The 21,816-nt window shown below is 55.7% G+C and carries 23 protein-coding genes; 16 read left to right on the top strand and 7 right to left on the bottom strand.

The genetic code is table 11. The features are described 5' to 3' along the window. Positions 1-57 precede the first annotated feature (57 nt). Positions 58-1,059, top strand: coding sequence for an adenosine deaminase (add, locus tag EDF73_RS20090; RefSeq protein WP_132730811.1), 1,002 nt, complete (start codon positions 58-60; stop codon positions 1,057-1,059). A 38-nt stretch (positions 1,060-1,097) separates the two neighbouring features. Here the strand turns inward: add and EDF73_RS20085 are convergent, their stop codons facing one another. Next, a complete protein-coding gene (locus EDF73_RS20085; protein ID WP_132730810.1) occupies positions 1,098-2,138 on the bottom strand; it encodes an oxidoreductase in 1,041 nt (346 codons plus the stop codon). Positions 2,139-2,327: 189 nt separating this feature from the next. Between EDF73_RS20085 and blr the strand changes: the two genes are divergently transcribed. From blr to gstA, 13 genes are all read left to right on the top strand, one after another. Further along, positions 2,328-2,477 (top strand): division septum protein Blr, encoded by a 150-nt coding sequence (gene blr, locus EDF73_RS20080; RefSeq protein ID WP_132730809.1) that lies wholly within the window; start codon positions 2,328-2,330, stop codon positions 2,475-2,477. A gap of 126 nt (positions 2,478-2,603) precedes the next feature. Then, the gene (locus EDF73_RS20075) at positions 2,604-3,974 is read left to right on the top strand and encodes a GH1 family beta-glucosidase (protein ID WP_132730808.1); all 1,371 of its coding nucleotides are present in this window, start codon (positions 2,604-2,606) and stop codon (positions 3,972-3,974) included. Positions 3,975-4,191: 217 nt separating this feature from the next. Continuing rightward, complete coding sequence (ydgT, locus tag EDF73_RS20070; protein ID WP_032687419.1) at positions 4,192-4,407, top strand: transcription modulator YdgT; 216 nt, start codon at positions 4,192-4,194, stop codon at positions 4,405-4,407. Positions 4,408-4,475: 68 nt separating this feature from the next. After that, a complete protein-coding gene (locus EDF73_RS20065; protein WP_132730807.1) occupies positions 4,476-4,916 on the top strand; it encodes a DUF2569 domain-containing protein in 441 nt (146 codons plus the stop codon). A gap of 79 nt (positions 4,917-4,995) precedes the next feature. Then, entirely contained in the window at positions 4,996-5,577 is a 582-nt protein-coding gene (gene rsxA, locus EDF73_RS20060; RefSeq protein WP_025710820.1) for an electron transport complex subunit RsxA, read from the top strand. A gap of 1 nt (position 5,578) precedes the next feature. After that, positions 5,579-6,157 (top strand): electron transport complex subunit RsxB, encoded by a 579-nt coding sequence (gene rsxB / locus EDF73_RS20055; RefSeq protein WP_132730806.1) that lies wholly within the window; start codon positions 5,579-5,581, stop codon positions 6,155-6,157. Beyond that, positions 6,150-8,429, top strand: coding sequence for an electron transport complex subunit RsxC (rsxC, locus tag EDF73_RS20050; protein ID WP_132730805.1), 2,280 nt, complete (start codon positions 6,150-6,152; stop codon positions 8,427-8,429). Before rsxB ends, rsxC begins: the two co-directional genes overlap by 8 nt. Next, a complete protein-coding gene (rsxD, locus tag EDF73_RS20045; RefSeq protein WP_132730804.1) occupies positions 8,430-9,482 on the top strand; it encodes an electron transport complex subunit RsxD in 1,053 nt (350 codons plus the stop codon). 9 nt (positions 9,483-9,491) lie between these two features. Continuing rightward, positions 9,492-10,112 carry an electron transport complex subunit RsxG gene (rsxG, locus tag EDF73_RS20040; protein ID WP_132730836.1) on the top strand — a complete coding sequence of 207 codons (621 nt, stop codon included), beginning with the start codon at positions 9,492-9,494 and terminating at the stop codon, positions 10,110-10,112. A 3-nt stretch (positions 10,113-10,115) separates the two neighbouring features. After that, positions 10,116-10,820, top strand: a complete 705-nt coding sequence (locus EDF73_RS20035) for an electron transport complex subunit E (protein ID WP_132730803.1) — start codon at positions 10,116-10,118, stop codon at positions 10,818-10,820. After that, positions 10,817-11,452 carry an endonuclease III gene (gene nth, locus EDF73_RS20030; protein WP_132730802.1) on the top strand — a complete coding sequence of 212 codons (636 nt, stop codon included), beginning with the start codon at positions 10,817-10,819 and terminating at the stop codon, positions 11,450-11,452. Before EDF73_RS20035 ends, nth begins: the two co-directional genes overlap by 4 nt. 600 nt (positions 11,453-12,052) lie before the next feature. After that, positions 12,053-13,558, top strand: coding sequence for a dipeptide/tripeptide permease DtpA (gene dtpA / locus EDF73_RS20020; protein ID WP_132730801.1), 1,506 nt, complete (start codon positions 12,053-12,055; stop codon positions 13,556-13,558). Between the two features lie 109 nt (positions 13,559-13,667). Next, a complete protein-coding gene (gstA, locus tag EDF73_RS20015) occupies positions 13,668-14,279 on the top strand; it encodes a glutathione transferase GstA (protein WP_132730800.1) in 612 nt (203 codons plus the stop codon). A 37-nt stretch (positions 14,280-14,316) separates the two neighbouring features. On the opposite strand, the gene pdxY is transcribed toward gstA, so the two are convergent. From pdxY to anmK, 5 genes are all read right to left on the bottom strand, one after another. Next, positions 14,317-15,177 (bottom strand): pyridoxal kinase PdxY, encoded by an 861-nt coding sequence (pdxY, locus tag EDF73_RS20010; protein WP_132730799.1) that lies wholly within the window; start codon positions 15,175-15,177, stop codon positions 14,317-14,319. Positions 15,178-15,238: 61 nt separating this feature from the next. Further along, positions 15,239-16,513 (bottom strand): tyrosine--tRNA ligase, encoded by a 1,275-nt coding sequence (tyrS, locus tag EDF73_RS20005; protein ID WP_132730798.1) that lies wholly within the window; start codon positions 16,511-16,513, stop codon positions 15,239-15,241. A gap of 238 nt (positions 16,514-16,751) precedes the next feature. Next, a complete protein-coding gene (gene pdxH / locus EDF73_RS20000) occupies positions 16,752-17,408 on the bottom strand; it encodes a pyridoxamine 5'-phosphate oxidase (protein WP_132730834.1) in 657 nt (218 codons plus the stop codon). A 57-nt stretch (positions 17,409-17,465) separates the two neighbouring features. Further along, the gene (gene mliC / locus EDF73_RS19995) at positions 17,466-17,789 is read right to left on the bottom strand and encodes a C-type lysozyme inhibitor (RefSeq protein ID WP_132730797.1); all 324 of its coding nucleotides are present in this window, start codon (positions 17,787-17,789) and stop codon (positions 17,466-17,468) included. Positions 17,790-17,881: 92 nt separating this feature from the next. Further along, a complete protein-coding gene (gene anmK, locus EDF73_RS19990) occupies positions 17,882-19,006 on the bottom strand; it encodes an anhydro-N-acetylmuramic acid kinase (RefSeq protein ID WP_132730796.1) in 1,125 nt (374 codons plus the stop codon). Between the two features lie 267 nt (positions 19,007-19,273). Here anmK and slyB point away from each other — a divergent pair, with 267 nt between their 5' ends. Continuing rightward, a complete protein-coding gene (gene slyB, locus EDF73_RS19985) occupies positions 19,274-19,741 on the top strand; it encodes an outer membrane lipoprotein SlyB (RefSeq protein ID WP_132730795.1) in 468 nt (155 codons plus the stop codon). Positions 19,742-19,963: 222 nt separating this feature from the next. Further along, positions 19,964-21,316 carry a GGDEF domain-containing protein gene (locus tag EDF73_RS19980; protein WP_132730794.1) on the top strand — a complete coding sequence of 451 codons (1,353 nt, stop codon included), beginning with the start codon at positions 19,964-19,966 and terminating at the stop codon, positions 21,314-21,316. Positions 21,317-21,354: 38 nt separating this feature from the next. On the opposite strand, the gene slyA is transcribed toward EDF73_RS19980, so the two are convergent. Beyond that, on the bottom strand, positions 21,355-21,795 hold the full coding sequence (gene slyA, locus EDF73_RS19975) for a transcriptional regulator SlyA (protein ID WP_132730793.1): 441 nt from the start codon (positions 21,793-21,795) through the stop codon (positions 21,355-21,357). Positions 21,796-21,816: the final 21 nt, after the last annotated feature.

Below are 21,816 nucleotides of genomic sequence, written 5' to 3'. Positions count from 1 at the left end.
AACAGTTATGCGCATGTTGTATAATAGTGTGCACTTTAACTAAAAAAGAGTGCGACCATGATTGATTCGACTTTGCCATTAACCGACATTCACCGCCATCTTGACGGCAACATCCGGGCCCAAACCATTCTCGATCTTGGCCGCCAGTTCAATATCGCACTTCCGGCAACCACGCTTGATACCCTGCTCCCGCACGTACAGGTCACCAGTAATGACCCCGACCTGGTGAGTTTTCTCGCCAGGCTGGATTGGGGGGTGAAGGTGCTGGCGTCGCTGGAAGCTTGCCGCCGCGTCGCGTACGAAAACGTTGAAGATGCGGCGCGTAACGGCCTGCACTATGTCGAACTGCGCTTTTCGCCGCGTTATATGGCGATGACCCACCAGCTACCAGTAGATGGGGTGGTCGAAGCGGTAATTGCCGGCGTCCGCGAAGGTAGCCGCGATTTTAACGTCGAAGCCCGCCTGATCGGTATTCTGAGCCGTACCTTTGGTGAAGCGGCCTGTCAGCAGGAGCTGGAGGCGCTCCTCGCCCATCGCGATGAGATTACCGCCCTGGATCTGGCGGGTGACGAACTTGGTTTTCCGGGCAATCTGTTTCTGGACCACTTTACGCTTGCCCGCGATGCCGGCTGGCGCATCACCGTTCACGCGGGTGAAGCGGCCGGCCCGGAGAGTATCTGGCAGGCGATTCGTGAACTGGGAGCCGAACGTATCGGACACGGCGTAAAAGCAGTACAGGATCCGGCGCTGATGGATTACCTCGCCGAAAAACGCATTGGTATTGAATCCTGCCTGACCTCGAATATTCAGACCAGCACCGTGGCTTCCCTGGCCCAACACCCGTTGAAAACCTTCCTGCAACACGGCATCCTGGCGTCGATTAATACCGACGATCCGGCGGTACAGGGTATCGATATTATTCATGAGTACACCGTTGCCGCACCGGCGGCCGGTCTCAGCCGCGATCAGATTCGCCAGGCGCAAATCAATGGCCTCGAACTGGCATTTCTGAGTAACCAGGAAAAAGCCGCGCTGATCGAACGCGTTAAGCAGGCCTGAGTTTCAGCCCGGCAGCGCAACTGCCGGGCTGTCCAACGTCAAATCAGACACAGGGTTGCGCGGTGCTTTGCCGATTCGAGGCCCAGTTCAATCAACTCCATTATCTGAATCGCCTGGCTGGCCGGTACCGGATTGTCGCCGCTCCCGTTCAGCGCATCGCGTATCGCCGCGTAATAGGCGGGATAGTTGCCCGGTAAAGTTAACCAGTTCTCCGCGCTACGATCTTCACCCTCCACGCGCGTCAATACGCCATCACGCATATCGTACCCCCAGTCTTCCTGCGGCAGGCGCTCGCCGTTTTTCAGCCGCGCCTCCTGCGGATCGAGCCCATATTTGACGTAGCTGGCGCGCGATCCGTGCACGATGTAGCGTGCGGTTTCCGCCGCCGCCAGCAGCGTGGCGTGCAGCACCACCCGCCGCTGCGGATAGGCCAGCACCGCGTGAAAATAGTCGGTGGATTGCGCCCCCGGGCGCAATTGCGCTAAATCGACGGTCATGCTGACCGGTAAACCAAACAGATTGACCGCCTGGTCGAGCAGATGCGGGCCGAGATCGTACCAGATACCGCTACCCGGACCGCCTTGTTCACGCCAGCGGTTACGTACCTGCGGGCGATAGCGATCGAAGTGCGATTCGAAATAGCACACCTCCCCCAATAGCCCTTCGGTAATCAACGCCTTCACCGTTAAAAAATCGCTATCCCAACGCCGGTTGTGGAAAACGGAAAGCAGCCGACCGCAACGTTTAGCGATAGCCTCCAGCTCGCGAGCCTGTGACAGTGTCACGGTAAATGGTTTATCGACCACGACATGTTTGCCCGCCTCCAGCGCGGCCTTCGCCAGCGGAAAGTGGGTATCGTTCGGGGTGGGAATCACAATCAGGTCAATACCGGCATCATTGAATAACTGGTCCGGTTGCGAAACAACGCGTACCGTGGGCCAATCCGCGAGAACTTTACTCTCGTCACTGCTGGATACCGCCGCCAGGATCATTCCCGGCGTCCCGCTGATTAACGGCGCATGAAAAGTTTTACTGGCGTACCCGTACCCGATAATCCCTACCCTGATATTGTCGCTCATCTTGCCACCCCGCTTTCGCATTCGACTTTTGCCACCCTATAACTATACGACCCATTTGATTTATTAGCTTTTCTAATGATTTTAACTGTCCACTTTTTCAGCAGCCGTAAAAATGTCGCCGGGTAGCACTTGCGTTACCCCTCCCATTGAGTAACATTTAGCTCTGTTTTAACTTTTAATTTCAGAATTATGACCAACGTTTTCAACAGAATTGTAGAACTTATCGGTTGGGTTGTTTTCGGCGTTTCGGCCCTGCTTTTGGTTATCGCTCATCATATTGATAACTACCAGTCCCCGCCTCCGGCTAATGTTGTCCAGACAACCAGCCTCTCCCATTAGTCTGTCAGCCGTCTCTGACGCGAAAAAGTGACCTGCTTCGCAAGTCTGCAACCGGTTTCAGAGACCGGTTGCAGACTTGCGAAGGCATTCATTACACTCTCTTTATCATTCGATAAGGAGTTTTTCATGGCCGCATTTCCGCAAAATTTTCTATGGGGCGCCGCCACCGCCGCCTATCAGGTTGAAGGCGGGCACGACGCCGACGGTAAAGGTCCGTCGATCTGGGATATCTACGCCCATCAACCGGGAGCGACCTTCCAGAACACCAATGGCGACGTTGCTGTCGATCATTACCATCGCTTTCGTGAAGACGTCGCGCTGATGGCTGAAATGGGTCTGCAGAGCTACCGATTTTCCATCTCCTGGCCCCGCCTGCTGCCGCAGGGACGCGGAGAAGTTAACGAAGCCGGCGTTCGGTTTTATAGCGATTTAATCGACGAACTGCTGGCGCATAATATCGAGCCGATGATTACGCTCTATCATTGGGATCTGCCGCAGGCGTTACAGGATGAAGGCGGCTGGGAAGCGCGGAGCACCGCCGAGGCTTTCGCCGAATATGCTCGCCTGTGTTACGCACGCTACGGCTCACGGGTGAAGCTGTGGGCGACGTTTAATGAAACCCTTGTTTTCATCGGCCATGGCTATATTAACGGTTGCCATCCTCCCGCGGTCCGCGACCCGGCGCGTGCCATCCAGGCCTGCCACCACGTCTTCATCGCCCACGCGCTGGCGGTAAAAGACTTTCGCCAAACCGGCATTAGCGGCGAGATTGGTTTCGTCAACGTTCTGCAACCCCATACCCCGCTTACCCCCAGCGAAGAAGATCGCCAGGCCACCGCCATGGCGGACGCGATCCACACCCACTGGTTATACGATCCGGTTTTGACCGGTCATTATCCCGCCGACCTGCTCCGGCAAACGCAAGCCCTGTGGGACGTCCCGCGCTTTGCGCCAGGCGATGACGCGCTGCTGCGTGAAAACCGCTGTGATTTCATCGGCCTTAACTACTATCGCCGCGAAACGGTCTCCGCGCAGCCGCAGGAGGGGTCAAGCGGGGGCGAACCCGGTGTTGAAGGGCTGTTCTATTTCGTGCGCAATCCGCAAAGCACCTATACCGAATGGGGTTGGGAAATTTGGCCGCAGGGTTTAACCGATGGCATTATGATGATCAAGGAACGCTATGGCGATATCCCCATTTACATCACCGAAAATGGGTTAGGCGCCAAAGACCCCATTATTGATGGCGAAGTCGTTGACGACCCGCGTATTGATTATCTCAGCAGCCACATTCGCGCGTTGGAAAACGCGTTAGCCGCCGGGGCCGATGTCCGCGGTTATTATCCCTGGTCCTTTATTGACCTCCTGAGCTGGCTGAACGGCTACCAAAAACAGTACGGCTTTGTGTATGTCGATCATCAGCAAGATCGCGCCCGTAAACGAAAAAAGAGCTTTTTTTGGTATCAAAACGTTATTGCCAGCCGGGGCGAACAGCGTTAATCTTCTCTTCCAGGCGCCGTCCGGCGCCTGATTCAGCTATAGAATATTCTTAAATTTCTTGTGACTACGCCAGGAATGAAATGAGTTCTTGTCTTTAGTATTTACAACCGAAATAATTCCGCCAGGTCCGTTAAGAAGGCACCGTTAGTTGAACGCAGGTTTACTGAAAAGTTGATATTATTCGACTTATTATTCCGATTATAAAATGGAAACGCCAATGACCGTCCAGGACTACTTATTAAAATTTCGTAAAATCAGTTCGCTTGAAAGCCTTGAAAAACTTTTTGACCACCTTAACTATTCTCTGACCGACACAGCCGAAATCGTCAACATGTATCGCGCCGCTGATCATCGCCGGGCAGAGCTGGTTTCTGGCGGTAAATTGTTCGATGTCGGGCAGGTTCCTAAATCCGTGTGGCGTTACGTGCAATAAATACTGTTATCATCCATGCCAGTTGCTTATACTCCCGCTCTTAATTTTCATCGAATCCGGGAGAAATAATGTCTTCTCACTCTGCAGAACGCATCGGCGGATGGCTGCTGGCGCCGCTGGCATGGCTACTGGTTGCACTGCTTAGCACCTCGCTGTCGCTGCTGATTTTTGCTAATGCGCTGATGTCCTCCCAGACTTTCGCTCTGTTGAAAGCCATGAGCGCCGGGCATCTCCTGCTGTGGGTCGGGTCGCTGCTGTTTGCTGTCGCGATGTGGTATTATACCCTGTGGTTGACAATCGCCTTTTTCAAACGGCGCACCGTTGTCCCGAAACACTATATTATCTGGTTACTTATCTCGCTGCTGCTGGCAATAAAGTCGTTTGCTTTTTCGCCGATTTCAGACGTTCTGGCTCTGCGTCAGCTGCTGTTCCCGCTTCTCGCGGCGGCGCTGTTGGTACCCTACTTCAAACGTTCCGAACGGGTTAAACGCACCTTCGTGAATTTGTAATAACCACACAGTTAACCTGTTGTCGCCGGTATTGATTTATTCGATAATAGGCGGCTTTTTCTGTTTTCAGGTCGGGTAGATGGCTGATTATTTACTGCTCTTTATTGGTACTGTCCTCGTTAACAACTTCGTGCTGGTGAAGTTTCTTGGATTGTGCCCGTTTATGGGGGTTTCCAAAAAACTGGAAACCGCTATGGGGATGGGACTGGCCACCACGTTTGTGATGACGCTGGCCTCAATCTGCGCCTGGCTGATTGATACCTGGATCCTCATCCCGCTGAACCTGGTCTATTTGCGCACGCTGGCCTTTATCCTGGTCATCGCGGTGGTGGTGCAATTCACCGAAATGGTGGTGCGTAAAACCAGCCCGGCGCTGTATCGTCTGTTAGGCATCTTCTTGCCGCTGATCACCACCAACTGTGCGGTTCTCGGCGTCGCGCTGCTCAATATTAACCTCGGGCATAACTTCTTACAGTCCGCGCTGTACGGCTTTGCCGCCGCGGTCGGCTTCTCGTTGGTCATGGTTCTGTTCGCGGCGATTCGTGAACGTCTGGTGGTGGCGGATGTCCCCGCGCCGTTTCGCGGTAACGCCATTGCCCTGGTGACCGCAGGTTTGATGTCATTGGCATTTATGGGCTTTAGCGGTTTGGTGAAGTTGTAATATGAGCGCTGTGTGGATTGCCGTCATTGCCATTAGCCTGCTCGGGCTGATTTTTGGCTTGATTCTGGGATATGCCGCCCGCCGTTTTGAGGTGGAGGATGACCCGGTCGTTGAAAAAGTCGATCAACTCCTGCCGCAAAGTCAGTGCGGTCAGTGCGGCTACCCCGGCTGCCGCCCGTACGCGGAAGCCGTCGGCCAACAGGGTGAGAAAATCAACCGTTGCGCCCCAGGAGGCGAAGCGGTGATGTTAAAAATTGCCGCCCTGTTGAACGTCGACCCGCAGCCTATCGATGGCGATGAGCAAGAGCTGGAGCCGGTTCGCATGCTCGCGGTTATTGATGAAAAGAACTGCATCGGGTGCACAAAATGTATTCAGGCCTGTCCTGTCGATGCCATTGTCGGCGCCACCCGCGCAATGCACACCGTGGTGAGCGATCTCTGTACCGGCTGCAATCTTTGCGTCGCGCCCTGCCCGACGCAATGTATCGAAATGGTTCCGGTCGCGACGACCACTGAAAACTGGAAGTGGGACCTGCACACTATTCCGGTACGCAATATTCCTGTGGAACAACATGTTTAAGTTATTTTCCGCGTTCAGAAAAGACAAAGTCTGGGACTTCAACGGCGGGATTCATCCGCCGGAAATGAAAAGCCAGTCTAACGGTACGCCGCTGCGCCAGGTTTCACTCCCGCAGCGGCTGGTGATCCCGTTAAAGCAGCATATCGGCGCTGAGGGTGAACTCTGCGTCCAGCCTGGCGACCGCGTACTGCGCGGCCAGCCGTTAACCCGCGGCTGGGGGAGAATGCTGCCGGTGCACGCGCCGACCTCCGGGATCGTCAGCGCCATCGCGCCGCATTCCACCGCCCACCCTTCGGCGCTGGCAGAAATGAGCATCATCATTGATGCCGATGGTGAAGACCGGTGGATTGAACGTGACGGCTGGAGCCAGTACCTGCTGAAAACCCGCGAAGAGCTGATTGAACGCATCCACCAGTTTGGCGTCGCCGGGCTTGGCGGCGCTGGCTTCCCGACCGGAACAAAGCTGCGCGGCGGCGGCGACAAGATTGAAACCTTAATCATTAACGCCGCCGAGTGCGAACCCTATATTACCGCCGACGATCGGCTGATGCAGGATTGCGCTGCGCAGATTATCGACGGCATTCGCATCCTTGCGCATATCTTACAACCGAGCCAGGTGCTGATCGGTATTGAGGATAATAAACCGCAGGCGATTTCGATGCTGCGGGCGGTGCTGAGTGATGCCCATGGCATCGACCTGCGGGTCATTCCGACGAAATACCCCTCCGGCGGCGCGAAGCAGCTCACCCAGATCCTCACCGGCAAGCAGGTCCCCCACGGCGGGCGTTCCTCCGATATCGGCGTCCTGATGCAAAACGTCGGCACCGCCTATGCCGTCAAACGTGCTGTTATCGATGGTGAACCGCTGACTGAACGCGTGGTGACGTTAACCGGGGAAGCGGTGACCCGTCCGGGTAATGTCTGGGCGCGGCTGGGAACGCCGGTCCGCCACCTGCTGGAAGATGCCGGTTTTTGCCCGAGCGCCGAACAGATGGTCATTATGGGAGGGCCTCTGATGGGCTTTACCCTGCCGTGGCTTGACGTGCCGGTGGTGAAAATTACCAACTGTCTGCTGGCTCCGTCGGCCAGCGAAATGGGCGAGGCCGAAGAAGAAAAAGGGTGTATCCGCTGCAGCGCCTGCGCCGATGCCTGCCCTGCCGACCTGCTCCCACAGCAGCTGTACTGGTTTAGCAAAGGCCAGCAGCACGATAAGGCGACCAGCCATAATCTGGCCGACTGTATTGAGTGCGGCGCCTGCGCCTGGGTGTGCCCGAGTAATATTCCGCTGGTGCAGTATTTCCGCCAGGAAAAAGCGGAGATTGCGGCGATCCGTCAGGAAGAGCAACGCGCTGCGGAAGCCAAAGCGCGCTTTGAAGCTCGTCAGGCGCGCCTGGAGCGCGATAAAGCCGCGCGTCTGGAACGCCATAAACAGTCCGCCGCGCAACCGGCAGCGAAAGATCAGGATGCGATTAATGCCGCCCTGGCGCGCGTGCGCGAGAAACAGCGCGATGCCGCACAGCCGATCGTTGTCCAGGCCGGTGCGAAGCCGGATAACAGCGAAGCTATCGCCGCACGTGAAGCGCGTAAAGCCGAAGCGCGCGCGCGCAAGCTAGCGCAGCAGACTCCGGATATCGGGCCATCGACCGGTGAAGTCGTCGACCCGCGCAAAGCCGCCGTTGACGCCGCTATCGCCCGCGCGAAGGCCCGTAAAGCCGAACAGCAGGCGGCGACGCAGGCTGAGCCACCGCCGGCCGCGGAAGCCGTCGACCCGCGTAAAGCCGCCGTCGACGCCGCTATCGCCCGCGCGAAGGCCCGTAAAGCCGAACAGCAGGCAGCGGCGCAGGTTGAGCCACCGCCGGCCGCGGAAGCCGTCGACCCGCGTAAAGCCGCCGTTGAAGCCGCTATCGCCCGTGCGAAGGCCCGCAAAGCCGAACAGCAGGCGGCGGCGCAGGTTGAGCTCCCGCCGGCCGCGGAAGCCGTCGACCCGCGCAAAGCCGCCGTTGACGCCGCTATCGCCCGCGCGAAGGCCCGTAAAGCCGAACAGCAGGCGGCGACGCAGGTTGAGCTCCCGCCGGCCGCGGAAGCCGTCGACCCGCGTAAAGCCGCCGTTGACGCCGCTATCGCCCGTGCGAAGGCCCGCAAGGTAGAACAACAACAAACAATGACCCGGTCAATCGCCAACGACGATGACGCGCGCAAAGCCGCCGTCGCCGAAGCAATCGCCCGCGTTCAGGCCAGGAAAGCATCCCGGCAGGCAGTCAACGAGGATTAAATGGTTTTCAGAATCGCAAGTTCCCCTTATACCCACAACCAGCGCCAGACATCGCGCATTATGCTGCTGGTTCTGCTTGCCGCCGTGCCCGGCATTGTGGTTCAGACCTGGTTCTTTGGCTGGGGCACCGTGCTGCAGGTGATCCTGGCGGCCTTAAGCGCCTGGGGAGCAGAAGCCGCTATCCTCAAACTGCGTAAACAGCATGTCTCCGCCCTGCTTGCCGATAACTCAGCGCTGCTGACCGGTCTGCTGCTGGCAATCAGTATTCCGCCGCTGGCCCCCTGGTGGATGGTCGTTTTAGGCACCGCTTTCGCGGTGATTATCGCTAAACAGCTGTATGGCGGCCTGGGTCATAACCCGTTTAATCCGGCGATGATTGGGTACGTCGTGCTACTGATCTCGTTCCCGGTCCAGATGACCTCCTGGCTGCCGCCGCATGAAATCGCCGCCACCGTCCCAGGCTTTACCGATGCTTTGCGGGTGATCTTCACCGGCCACACCGCCGCCGGCGGTGACATGAACGCGCTGCGCATGGGCGTCGACGGTATCAGCCAGGCTACGCCGTTAGACACCTTTAAAACCTCGCTCCATGCCGGACATGAGGTGAACGAGATCCTGCAGTATCCAATCTACGGCGGCGCGCTGGCCGGCCTTGGCTGGCAGTGGGTCAACATCGCCTATCTGGTCGGCGGGCTGTTTTTGCTTTGGCAGAAAACCATTCGCTGGCATATACCGGTCAGCTTCCTGCTGAGCCTGGCCATTTGTGCCACGCTCGGCTGGCTGTTTTCGCCGCAAAGCCTCGCGGCCCCACAGATCCACCTGCTCTCCGGCGCCACAATGCTGGGCGCATTCTTTATTTTAACCGACCCGGTCACCGCCTCCACGACCAACCGCGGCCGCTTGATTTTTGGCGCGCTGGCCGGTTTGCTGGTCTGGCTAATCCGCAGTTTCGGCGGCTATCCTGATGGTGTGGCCTTCGCTGTACTGCTGGCGAACATTACCGTTCCGCTGATCGATTACTACACGCGTCCGCGCGTCTATGGCCACCGCTGAGGACCGATGATGTTAAAAAGCATGCGCAAACACGGCGTCACGCTGGCACTCTTTGCCGCGGGTTCCACCGGATTAACTGCGGCCATCAACGAGCTGACAAAATCAACGATTGATGAGCAGGCCGCGATCCAGCAAAAAGCGTTATTCAATCAGGTTCTGCCAGCAGACCTTTATAATAACGATCTGCTGAAAAGCTGTTATCTGGTCACTGCCCCGCCTCTCGGTAAAGGGCAGCATAAGGTCTGGATTGCCAAAAATAACGACACGCCGGTGGGTGCCGTCATGGAAACCACGGCGCCAGACGGTTACTCCGGCGCGATTCAGCTGCTGGTCGCCGCCGATTTTAAAGGTACCGTGCTCGGTACTCGTGTCACCGAGCATCATGAAACCCCAGGACTAGGGGATAAAATAGAGTTACGCCTGTCGGACTGGATAACCCATTTTGCCGGTAAGATTATCAAGGGCCCCGGCGACAGCCACTGGGCGGTCAAAAAAGATGGCGGTGATTTTGATCAGTTTACCGGGGCGACTATTACCCCGCGCGCGGTGGTCAACGCCGTTAAGCGTGCCGGTTTGTACGCCCAAACGCTGCCCGCGCAGATTCCCGAATTCACCGCCTGCGGAGACTAGACCATGAGCGAAGTAAAAGACGTGATTGTTCAGGGGTTGTGGAAAAACAACTCCGCGCTGGTACAGCTGTTAGGCATGTGCCCCCTGCTTGCGGTCACCTCTACCGCTACCAATGCGCTGGGGTTGGGGCTTGCCACAACGCTGGTCCTGACGCTGACTAACCTGACTATCTCCAGCCTGCGCCGCTGGACGCCGGCTGAGATCCGTATTCCGATTTACGTCATGATCATCGCCTCGGTGGTGAGCGTCGTACAGATGCTGATTAACGCCTATGCGTTTGGTCTGTATCAGTCGCTGGGGATTTTTATCCCGCTGATCGTGACCAACTGTATCGTGGTCGGGCGCGCCGAAGCCTTCGCTGCCAAAAAAGGGCCGGCCCTGTCGGCGCTGGATGGTTTTTCCATCGGTATGGGAGCGACCTGCGCCATGTTTGTGCTGGGCTCCCTGCGCGAAATCATCGGCAACGGCACGCTGTTTGATGGCGCAGATAGCCTGCTGGGCAGTTGGGCCAAAGTGCTGCGCATTGAAGTCTTCCATACCGATACGCCGTTCCTGCTGGCGATGCTGCCCCCGGGGGCATTTATTGGCCTGGGCATGATGCTGGCGGTAAAATACCTCATTGATGAACGCACTAAACAGCGTAAAGCCAAAGCAGTGGATACGCCTCTCGCCGCACCGGCGGATGCCGCAGGGAAAATTCCAGGATGAATAAGAGCAAGCGTCTGGAAATACTGACCCGGCTGCGGGATAACAACCCGCATCCAACGACGGAACTTCATTTCAGTTCACCGTTCGAGTTATTGATTGCCGTCTTACTCTCGGCTCAGGCCACCGACGTCAGCGTGAATAAAGCCACTGCCAGGCTGTACCCGGTCGCGAATACCCCGGCCGCCATGCTGGAACTGGGCGTTGATGGCGTCAAATCGTATATCAAGACCATCGGGCTGTTTAACGGCAAGGCGGAAAATGTCATCAAAACCTGTCGGATCCTGCTTGAGCAACATCAGGGCGAAGTCCCGGAAGATCGGGCCGCGCTGGAAGCGCTGCCGGGCGTGGGTCGAAAAACCGCAAACGTGGTATTAAACACCGCTTTCGGCTGGCCGACGATTGCCGTCGACACGCATATTTTCCGCGTTTGCAACCGTACGCAGTTTGCCCCCGGCAAGAACGTTGAACAGGTGGAAGAAAAGCTCTTAAAGGTGGTGCCGGCTGAGTTCAAAGTCGACTGCCACCACTGGCTGATCCTCCACGGACGATACACCTGTATCGCCCGCAAGCCCCGCTGTGGCTCCTGCCTGATTGAAGATCTTTGTGAGTTTAAAGAGAAGGTCTATCCGTAACCTCAAAACAGAATCATTACCCTGATTGTGGTAATGGTTCTGCTCATTACCGGCCCATCCTGTGTTTAACACCGCTATCTCTTCATCCTCCAGTACAATTAACCGCCCATATAACGTACAGCCAGGTTAATCATTTTTTGCAGCGAAAAAATTTCTATACATTTGTGATCCAGATCATCCATGCAACGCAATGTTAAATCATTGTTACATTAATGATAAAAAAAGCCAGTGTTTCCAATAGCTGAGAGACAATCACCAGGACAATACCCCAACTTTTTTTAGGATTATGGGCTATATCACTATGTTCAAGGCTTATTAGCAGAATATATCGCCTTTGCGCCTTACCCTGCGGTTCCCGGCAGACAAAAATATCACCAATAACTAAAAGGTGAAATTTAACTCTGTATAACATTTGAATGACTGGCGTATTATAACGCCTGAAAGATATGTAACAGGGTATTACAAAACTCTTGCCTGAAGGGACAGGATAGTGAACATTACTTCCCGTTTTCCCTCCAGAATAACTATAAAGGCGGCGGTCTTGCCAGATTGCGCCCCGAACACCCCCCGTTAATATGGGATGTAAAAAAAGAGGTATATGTGTCAACTGCAAACAATAAACCAGCAGAAAGCGTGAGTCTGAACGCTTTCAAACAACCGAAATCGTTCTACCTGATCTTCTCGATCGAATTATGGGAGCGTTTTGGTTATTACGGCCTGCAAGGGATCATGGCCGTTTACCTGGTAAAACAGCTGGGTATGTCGGAAGCGGATTCTATTACACTCTTCTCCTCCTTCAGCGCACTGGTTTATGGCCTCGTGGCTATTGGCGGCTGGCTGGGCGATAAAGTGCTTGGCACCAAACGTGTCATTATGCTGGGAACCATCGTTCTGGCTATCGGCTATGCGCTGGTCGCCTGGTCCGGTCATGATGCGGCTATCGTTTATATGGGTATGGCGACCATTGCCGTCGGTAACGGCCTGTTTAAGGCTAACCCGTCGTCCCTGCTGTCTACCTGCTATGCGAAAGATGACCCGCGTCTTGATGGCGCATTTACCATGTACTACATGTCCATCAACATCGGCTCGTTCTTCTCCATGCTGGCAACTCCGTGGCTGGCCGCGAAGTTCGGCTGGAGCATCGCCTTCTCCCTGAGCTTTGTCGGTATGCTGATCACGCTGGTGAACTTCATGTTCTGCAAGAAATGGGTGAAAGACTACGGCTCCAAACCAGACTTTGCGCCGGTTCATTTCGGCAAGCTGCTGGCGACTATCGTCGGCGTGGTCATCCTGGTGGTGATTGCGACCTGGCTGCTGCATAACCAGGGTATTGCGCGTATGGTGCTGGGTGTGGTGGCGCTGGGCATCGTGATTGTCTTTGCGAAAGAAGCTATCGCCATGAAAGGCGCGGCGCGTCGTAAGATGATTGTCGCCTTCGTGCTGATGGTGCAGGCGATCGTCTTCTTCGTGCTCTATAGCCAGATGCCGACCTCGCTGAACTTCTTCGCTATCCGCAACGTTGAGCATGCTATTCTCGGCATCAGCTTCCAGCCGGAGCAGTTCCAGGCGCTGAACCCGTTCTGGATTATGGTTGGTAGCCCGATTCTGGCCGCAATCTATAACAAGATGGGCGACCGTCTGCCGATGCCGCACAAATTCGCTATCGGTATGGTGCTGTGTTCACTGGCCTTCCTCGTACTGCCGCTGGGTGCGAAGTTTGCCACCGATGCCGGTATCGTTTCCGTTAACTGGCTGATTCTGAGCTACGCGCTGCAGAGTATCGGCGAGCTGATGATCTCTGGTCTGGGTCTGGCGATGGTGGCTCAGCTGGTACCACAGCGTCTGATGGGCTTCATCATGGGTAGCTGGTTCCTGACTACCGCCGGCGCGGCTATCATCGCCGGTAAAGTGGCGAACCTGATGGCGGTACCGGATAACGTCACCGACCCGCTGCAGTCGCTGGCCGTATATGGTCATGTCTTCCTGCAGATTGGTATTGCGACCGCCATTATCGCCGTGCTGATGTTTGCTACCGCACCGAAACTGAATCGCATGACCCAGGATGACGACGCCGTCGCCAAAGTACGTGACACGGCAACCGCCTAAGCGCTCCGGGAAAACCAATAAATTTAAGCCGCTAACCTTTTGTTAGCGGCTTTTTTTTTACCCCCGGGGGGACTAACATACAGAAAACTGCAGCCACGAGGAGTTACTGATGAAACTGTTCTACAAACCCGGCGCGTGTTCCCTTGCTTCACACATTGCCCTGCGCGAAAGCGGACTGGACTTCACATTGCAAGGCGTTGATCTGGCGAATAAACGTCTGGAAAATGGTGATGATTACCTGCTGATCAACCCCAAAGGACAGGTTCCGGCGCTGCTGCTTGACGACGAAATCTTGTTAACGGAAGGCGTCGCGATTATGCAATATATTGCCGACCTCGTGCCGGACCGTCAGCTGCTGGCGCCGGTGGGCACCATTGCTCGTTACCAGACGCTGGAGTGGTTAAACTACGTCGCCACAGAGCTGCATAAAGGCTTTTCTCCGCTGTTCCGCGCGGATACCCCGGAAGATTACAAAGCTACCGCTCGCGCGCTGCTGGAGAAGAAACTGCAGTATATTGATAAGGCGCTGGAGGAAAAACAGTGGCTGAACGGGCATCGTTTTACCATTGCTGATGGCTACCTGTTTACCGTGCTGCGCTGGGGCTATGGCGTGAAGTTGAAGATGGCGGAATATCGCAACATCGAAGCGTGGATGAAACATGTTGCCGCGCGTCCGGCGGTTGCCGCGGCGCTGGCTGCGGAAGGTCTGAAGTCAATCTGAACCCTTTGCCCGGCGCTGAGGCCGGGCAAATCCCCCCTTACAGCTGGGTGGCGCTAAAGTAGTGCTCCGGCCGGGCGATACGGTCCTGTGCCGCCACCACCTGCAGCTCATACTCCTGCATATTTTTGGTGGCCAACATAATCTCATACACCGCCGCGGTGACATGTTCCAGCGCATCGCGCAGGCTCGCGCCCTGCAGTAGCTTCACTAACAGCAAACCGCTGGTGACATCGCCGACGCCCACCGGCTGACGCAGGCCAAAATCCACCAGCGGGCGGCTGATGTGCCAGGCTTCGTCATGCGTCACGAGCAGCATTTCAAAACGGTCCATACTCAAGCCGGCACGGGAAAGATGTTTAACCAGCACCACCTGCGGCCCCTGCGCGATCAGCTCACGCGCGGCAGCCACGGCTTCGCTGACATTCGCCACCGGATGGCCGCAGAGGATCTCCAGTTCAACCAGGTTCGGCGCAACGATGTCGCTTGCTGGTAGCGCATAGCGGACATGAAACTCCGCCACGCCGGGGGCGACGATACAGCCCTTTTCCGGGTGGCCCATCACCGGGTCGCAAAAATATTTTGCCGCCGGGTTGGCCGCCTTCACCTGACGCACAATGCCAAGAATATGCTCACCCTGTTCGGCAGAACCCAGGTAGCCGGTCAATACCGCGTCACAGCGCTGGAGCTGATCGATATCCGCAATCCCCTGAACGATTTCGCTCAGATGCGCAGGCGGCATCACGCAACCGGTCCATTTCCCGTACTGGGTATGGTTGGAGAACTGTACGGTATTAAGGGGCCAGACGTTCGCGCCAAGGCGGCGCATCGGAAACTCGGCGGCACTATTGCCGGCATGGCCAAACACAACGTGAGACTGGATGGCGAGGATATTCTTCATCTTAGGTACCTGACAGCAAAAAATAAGGGGCGTGGTTTCCCACGCCCCTGCCTTTACGCAATTACTTCCAGCAAACCAGACAGTAATTTTTCTTACCGCGACGCAATAAGGTGTAGCGACCGAACAGCCGGTCGCCATCGGTAAACACATATTCCGGGTCAGACTGTTTTTCGCCGTTGATGGTCACCGCATTGGAAGCGATGGTTTTACGCGCCTGGCCGCGGGACGGCTGCAGCTCGGAATCCACCAGCGCCTGCATCAGGTCTGCGCCTTTTTCCATTTCAATCATCGGCACGCCGTCCTGGGCCAGCTGTTCAAAATCGGCTTCGCTCAGATCGCTCAGGTTGCCGTTAAACAGGCTTGCGGTGATGCGTTTTGCCGCGACCAGACCTTCCTCGCCGTGGACCAGGCGGGTCACCTGCTCCGCCAGCACGTACTGCGCCCGCGGCGCTTTACCGCTGTTTTTGTCTTCTTCTTCCAGGGCATTGATCTCTTCAATGTCCATAAAGGTGAAGAACTTCAGGAAGCGATAAACATCCGCATCCGCGGTGTTGATCCAGAACTGATAGAATTTGTACGGGCTGGTTTTCTTCGGATCCAGCCAGACGGCGCCGCCCTCGGTCTTACCGAACTTGGTGCCATCCGCTTTGGTGATCAGCGGAACGGTCAGACCAAACACCTGGTTCTGATGCAGACGACGGGTCAGATCGATACCGGAGGTGATGTTACCCCACTGATCGGAACCGCCAATCTGCAGCGCGACGCCGTGCAGCTTGTTCAGACACGCGAAGTCGTAACCCTGCAGCAGGTTATAGGAGAACTCGGTAAACGAGATGCCCTGATCGTCACGGTTCAGACGCTGCTTCACCGCTTCTTTGTTGATCATCTGGTTGACGGAGAAGTGCTTGCCGATATCACGCAGGAAAGTCAGCACGTTCATGCCGCCGAACCAGTCGTAGTTATTCGCGGCAATCGCCGAGTTGTCACCGCAATCAAAGTCGAGGAACGGCGCGACCTGTTTGCGAATTTTATCCACCCACTCCTGCACGGTATCTTCGGTGTTCAGTTTACGCTCGGCGGCTTTAAAGCTCGGGTCACCAATCAGACCGGTCGCACCGCCCACCAGCGCCACAGGCTTATGGCCTGCCTGCTGGAAGCGTTTCAGGCATAACAATGGAACAAGATGCCCCAAATGCAAGCTGTCAGCGGTAGGATCGAAGCCGCAATAGAGCGCGATCGGGCCTTGCGCCAGTCGCTCTGCTAACGCTTCCTCGTCCGTCACCTGGGCTACCAGCCCCCGCTCTTGCAATTGTTTAATCAAGTTACTGCTTGCCATCAAATTCTCCATGTATAAAACGACTGCACCTTTGCCGGTACACGACTTTTCGCCAGACGCGAAAAAAAACAGCTATGCAAAATCATACAGGCTGCATTACGGCGGCAGGCGTGGCTCAACCGGGCAATGTCCGGGAAAATCAGGCACAGCCAGCCAGGAGGCAGCGTGATGAATGAAGCCTATAGAATAAAGCGCCAGCCCATCCAGCACCAGCGCTTAGCACAACAAATTTCAGGGATTAGGGGGCCAGGCGATCGATTTTCCATGCGTCATTGTCACGCTGGTACAAAAAACGATCGTGCAGGCGGTGTTCACCGCCCTGCCAGAACTCCATCTGCTCAATATTGACGCGGAATCCGCCCCAGAAGCTCGGCAGAGGCACTTCGCCCTGCTGGAACTTCTGCTTCAGTTCGAGGAATTTGCTTTCAAGAATGCCGCGGGCGGAGATGCGGGTAGACTGCTGAGAGACCCAGGCGCCGATCTGGCTATCACGCGGGCGGCTATGGAAATATTTGACCACTTCCAGCGTCGACAGACGCTCCGCTTTGCCCGTCACCATCACCTGACGCTCCAGCATATGCCACGGGAAGAGCAGGCTCACGCGCGGATTGTGTTCAATCTGGCGGGCTTTACGGCTGCCGAGGTTGGTATAAAACACCAGCCCTTTCTCGTCATAGTGCTTAAGCAGAACGATACGCTGGTAGGGCTGACCGTTTTCATCAACGGTCGCGACGACCATCGCCGTCGGGTCGGCCAGGCGGGCGTCACACGCTTGCCTGAGCCAACGCTCAAACAGCGCCAGCGGTTCGGCGGGAAGATCGTGGCGACGCAGACCGCCACGGGTATACTCTCGGCGCAGATGCGCGATTTGCTGCAATTCGTCGTTATCAGACATGGCCATTGAGAAAAGAGTCTTCGGGTGGCGTCATTGTGCGCCCCCGGGACAGAAATCTCAACGTTTGGCCGTCTGCAGCTGACAGTTTTCCAGCACCACGCGATCCCGTTTGTAGACGGTGGCGCTGTCGCCTTTCGACCAGAAGACATACACCCCGTCGGTGTAACGCGCGCCTGACGCCGACAGCCCCTGTTGCAGATTCAGCTGCTGATTGTCGTAAATGAAACTGGCCATCTGGCGGGTGTTGTTAATATGTACGGTCAACGGTTTCTGATCGCACTGATACTCCAGCGTATCCGTCTGCATGCGCTCGACAAACTGGTTGTAGTAGCTACAGCCCGCCAGCATAAAAGGTACAACAGCGATAAGGATTTTTTTCATTCGTTTGCCTTCGACTTTCCCGGTCCAGGGGAGCATGTCGCCCCCCGTTAACTTGATCCAGTCTACCGGTTAATAAAAAACAAGGGTTTCAGTTAACTCTGATTCTGCGGCGGATTGGCGGGGAAAATGGCCCCGAGGATAGAGGCTTCAGATGCGCCGGTGACCGACGGCAGGTTGCCGGGTAAGCCGGACATCGTCCGCCAGGCCAGCCAGGCAAAAGCCAGCGCTTCCATGTCATCGCCGCTGATCCCCGCCGCATCGGTGGTTGCGACCTCGGTACCCGGCAGCAGCGCCGCCAGACGCGACATCAGCAGCGGATTACGCGCCCCGCCGCCGCATACCAGCAGGCGTTCACAGCCGCCGCTCAGCAGCACCTGTTCAGCGATCGTCACGGCGGTCAGTTCCGCCAGCGTGGCCTGTACATCCTGCGGTCGCAGCCCGGGATAGCGGGCCAGATGGTGCTCCAGCCAGCCATAGTTGAAATACTCGCGCCCGGTACTTTTTGGCGCCGGGAGGGCAAACCACGGGTCGCTCAGCATATTTTGCAGCAGCGGCAACAGAACCTTGCCTTCGCTGGCCCAGCGGGCATCTTTATCATACGCTTTGCCGCATTGGCGCCAGATCCAGGCATCCATCAGCATATTGCCCGGCCCGGTGTCATAACCGCGTACCGACACGCCCGGCGCCAGCAGCGACAGATTAGCGATCCCGCCGATGTTGAGCACCATCCGTCGCTCAACCGGGTGCGCCAGCAGGGCATGGTGGAAAGCAGGCACCAGCGGCGCGCCCTGGCCGCCCAGAGCGATATCGCGGCGGCGAAAATCGCCGACCACCGTCACGCCGGTATGAGCGGCAATCTGGTTATTATCCCCGATTTGCAGCGTATTCGGCGCCTCGCCGGTCGGCTCATGCCACACCGTCTGTCCGTGGCAACCAATGGCGATAATGTCCGCGGCCTGCAAATTCTCCTGACGCATCAGCGCGAGGACCGCTTCAGCGAACAGCCGCCCCAGACGCGTATCAAGGCGACCCAGCTGCGATAATGTCAGCGGCTGTCCCTGGCAAATAGCCAGAATGTCTTCTTTTAATGTCACGGGGATGGGGTACGACAGGCTCGCCTGCTGAGCGACCACGTTTTCGTTTATTGCGGCGAGAACAACATCAATACCATCAAGGCTGGTGCCGGACATGACGCCGATAAAGTGACCTGATTTCATACGCTTTCCTTCATTCCATGACCCTCGTATTCCCACACTCCACCATAAAGCTGGGGTTAATGCTATGCTGCGATAATGTTTTTTAACACTAAAACGTTAAAGATTGCCCATTACGTAAAGAACTTACGTTTAGCTAAGGTTGAGACGTTGCTGATTATTATTTTTTGTATAGTCCATGCCGAAGTTGTGCCCGCCAACGCTTAAATGCCATATAATTGAACGCATGGACGTTCAACTGAACACTATTTTGGTGAAGGAGATTCATAAATGATTTTACGTGCTTTGGCTGTCTCGATGATTGGTTTATCGCTTGCAGGCTGCGTCAGCAGCAGCGGCCTTTCCGGTGACGTTTACTCCGCATCCGAAGCCAAACAGGTGCAAAGCGTCACCTACGGGACCATCGTTCATACCCGCGCGGTCCAGATTCAGGGCGGCGATGACAGCAATGCGATCGGCGCGATCGGCGGCGCCGTTCTCGGCGGCTTCCTCGGTAACACCATCGGCGGCGGCACCGGGCGTTCACTGGCTACCGCTGCGGGCGCGGTCGCAGGCGGCGTCGCCGGCCAGGGCGTACAGGGTGCAATGAATAAAACCCAGGGCGTGGAGCTGGAAATCCGTAAAGATGACGGCAATACCATTCTGGTGGTGCAGAAACAGGGTAGCACCCCGTTCTCCGTCGGCCAGCGCGTAGCCATTGCCGGCAGCGGCAGCCAGGTGACCGTCTCCCCGCGTTAATATTGCCTATTTATATATGCGGTCTTACCCGACCGCATTATTCTCAGCGCCTCGGAATGTATTAGAACTCATCCCCCATCATATAACACAAACCCACCACACGATTTATTTGCGCTGGCGCAAGTTTCACTCGCTATATAACGGTATGATAACGCTGCATACAATTAATGGCCCCAGCTCTGGCGGCAAATAATATAATTTTATTATCCATGGATGAATAATATGTTTACGAGCCCTCAGAATTTACTGAAGAGAATATTTATCTATATCATTGTTTGTATTGGCGCTATCGGTGTCATACACGTAGGTCTCATCTCAGTACTAAGTCGTAGCTCTACGTTTAGTCCAGTCCTGTTTCCGCTACTGACCATTTTTTTACTCATATTCCACGCCACAATCGCCGGCGTGATGCTGATGAAGTACTGGTGCGACCGCGAGCGTCTGTACCTGATGGCGATCGCCTGCGCCTTCGCCGGCTCAGCGCTTTTGATGCTGGGGACGCTGAATAGTTACCCCGGCTGGTTAATGTGCGGCACGGGTTTACGCGCCAATGCCAATGACGCGCTAATTTTCTATAGCTTCCGCAATATCATGCTGATGGTATTATTTACCGTAGCTGTTATTTTATACCACTTTCGCCACAGCCCCCGACTTACCGCCGGAATACATGGCGTTATTTTGACGGCGTGCCTGAGTTTCACCGGTGTGATTATTACCCTTTCGTGGCTGTATTCGAGCCATCATCCGCTGCTGAATATCACTTTGGTCGATAATTTAACCACGTTATTTATGCCGGCGTGGCATCATTATACCGGCTGGGGTTTAACCGTTGGTTGGTTAATGACGTTAGCACTGCTGATTGCCGTCTCCCGACTGCGAAATACATTCTGGTATAGCGGAGCTTTTTTTTGCGCAGCGTACATTTTCACCGTGGTTATTTTATTAATGGCAGAACGAAGCTCAGGATATTCATGGTATTACGCGCGCTTTTTTGAAACCATCAGTACATTGTTTATGTTGATGGTTATCGTTTGCGATGTGTTTGCGCTGTACCGCGAGTCCCGAGAGAAATATCTCTGTTCTTATCAAAATTCCATCCGCGACTCGCTGACCCGGTTGTATAACCGCAGTCACTTCTACGATACCCTTGCCGCCCTGCTGCCGGAGACCTCGGCCTCGCGACCGCTTTCGGTGATCGTCGGCGATCTCGACTATTTCAAGCGCATTAACGACAACTACGGCCATGTGCAGGGAGACAAAGTCATCCAGTTTACCGCCAGCGTCCTGCAGAAAAACGTGCGCGCGCAGGACACCGCCGCACGGATCGGCGGTGAAGAGTTTGCCTTGCTGCTGGTCAATACCAGCACGGAGGAGGCGCAGGCGATAGCAGAGCGTATTCGTCAGGCGGTACATCAACCGCAGGATGACTTCACGGAAAGAATGACCATCAGCGCGGGCATATTTACCGCCACTGATGCGACCCTGAGCGCAGAAGAGTGCGTGAAGCGTGCGGATGCGGCGATGTATGAAGCAAAGAATGGCGGTCGTAACCGGGTGATCGTCTGGCGGGAGTGAATGAAAAAGGGCTTTGAGAAATCAAAGCCCTGAATAGATTAATCTTTTGCCTGAAGATCGAGGATATTCTGTTCCAGTTTACGCACCAGATGCAGCAGCGTTTCCACTTCTTGTGCCGAAACGCCGGACAGAATTTCATCGCGCGTCTTACCGATCACCTCTTCCATTTCATTGATCAGCGGTTCAGCTTTTTCCGTCAACCGGATACGCTTCGCGCGCCGATCGTTTGCACAAGTCTGGCGAGAAATAAGGCCTTTCTCTTCCAGCTGATCCAGCGTGCGCACCAGAGAAGGTTGCTCGATACCAATAGCTTTCGCCAGTTGAATCTGCGACTGCTCAGGAGGCAGCTGATGAATGTTGTGCAGCGTGACCCAGTGCGTCTGCGTTAATTCCAGAGGTTTCAGGCGATGGTCGATCAGCGCGCGCCAGACGCGCACTAAACGTGCCAGATCAGAACCCAGTGGCGATTCCAATTTCATCTCCTTATAATTAGCTTGCTA

It is taken from the genome of Klebsiella sp. BIGb0138 (assembly GCF_004342285.1).
Taxonomy (GTDB): Bacteria; Pseudomonadota; Gammaproteobacteria; order Enterobacterales; family Enterobacteriaceae; genus Klebsiella.
This window is presented reverse-complemented; position numbering and strand designations above follow the sequence as displayed.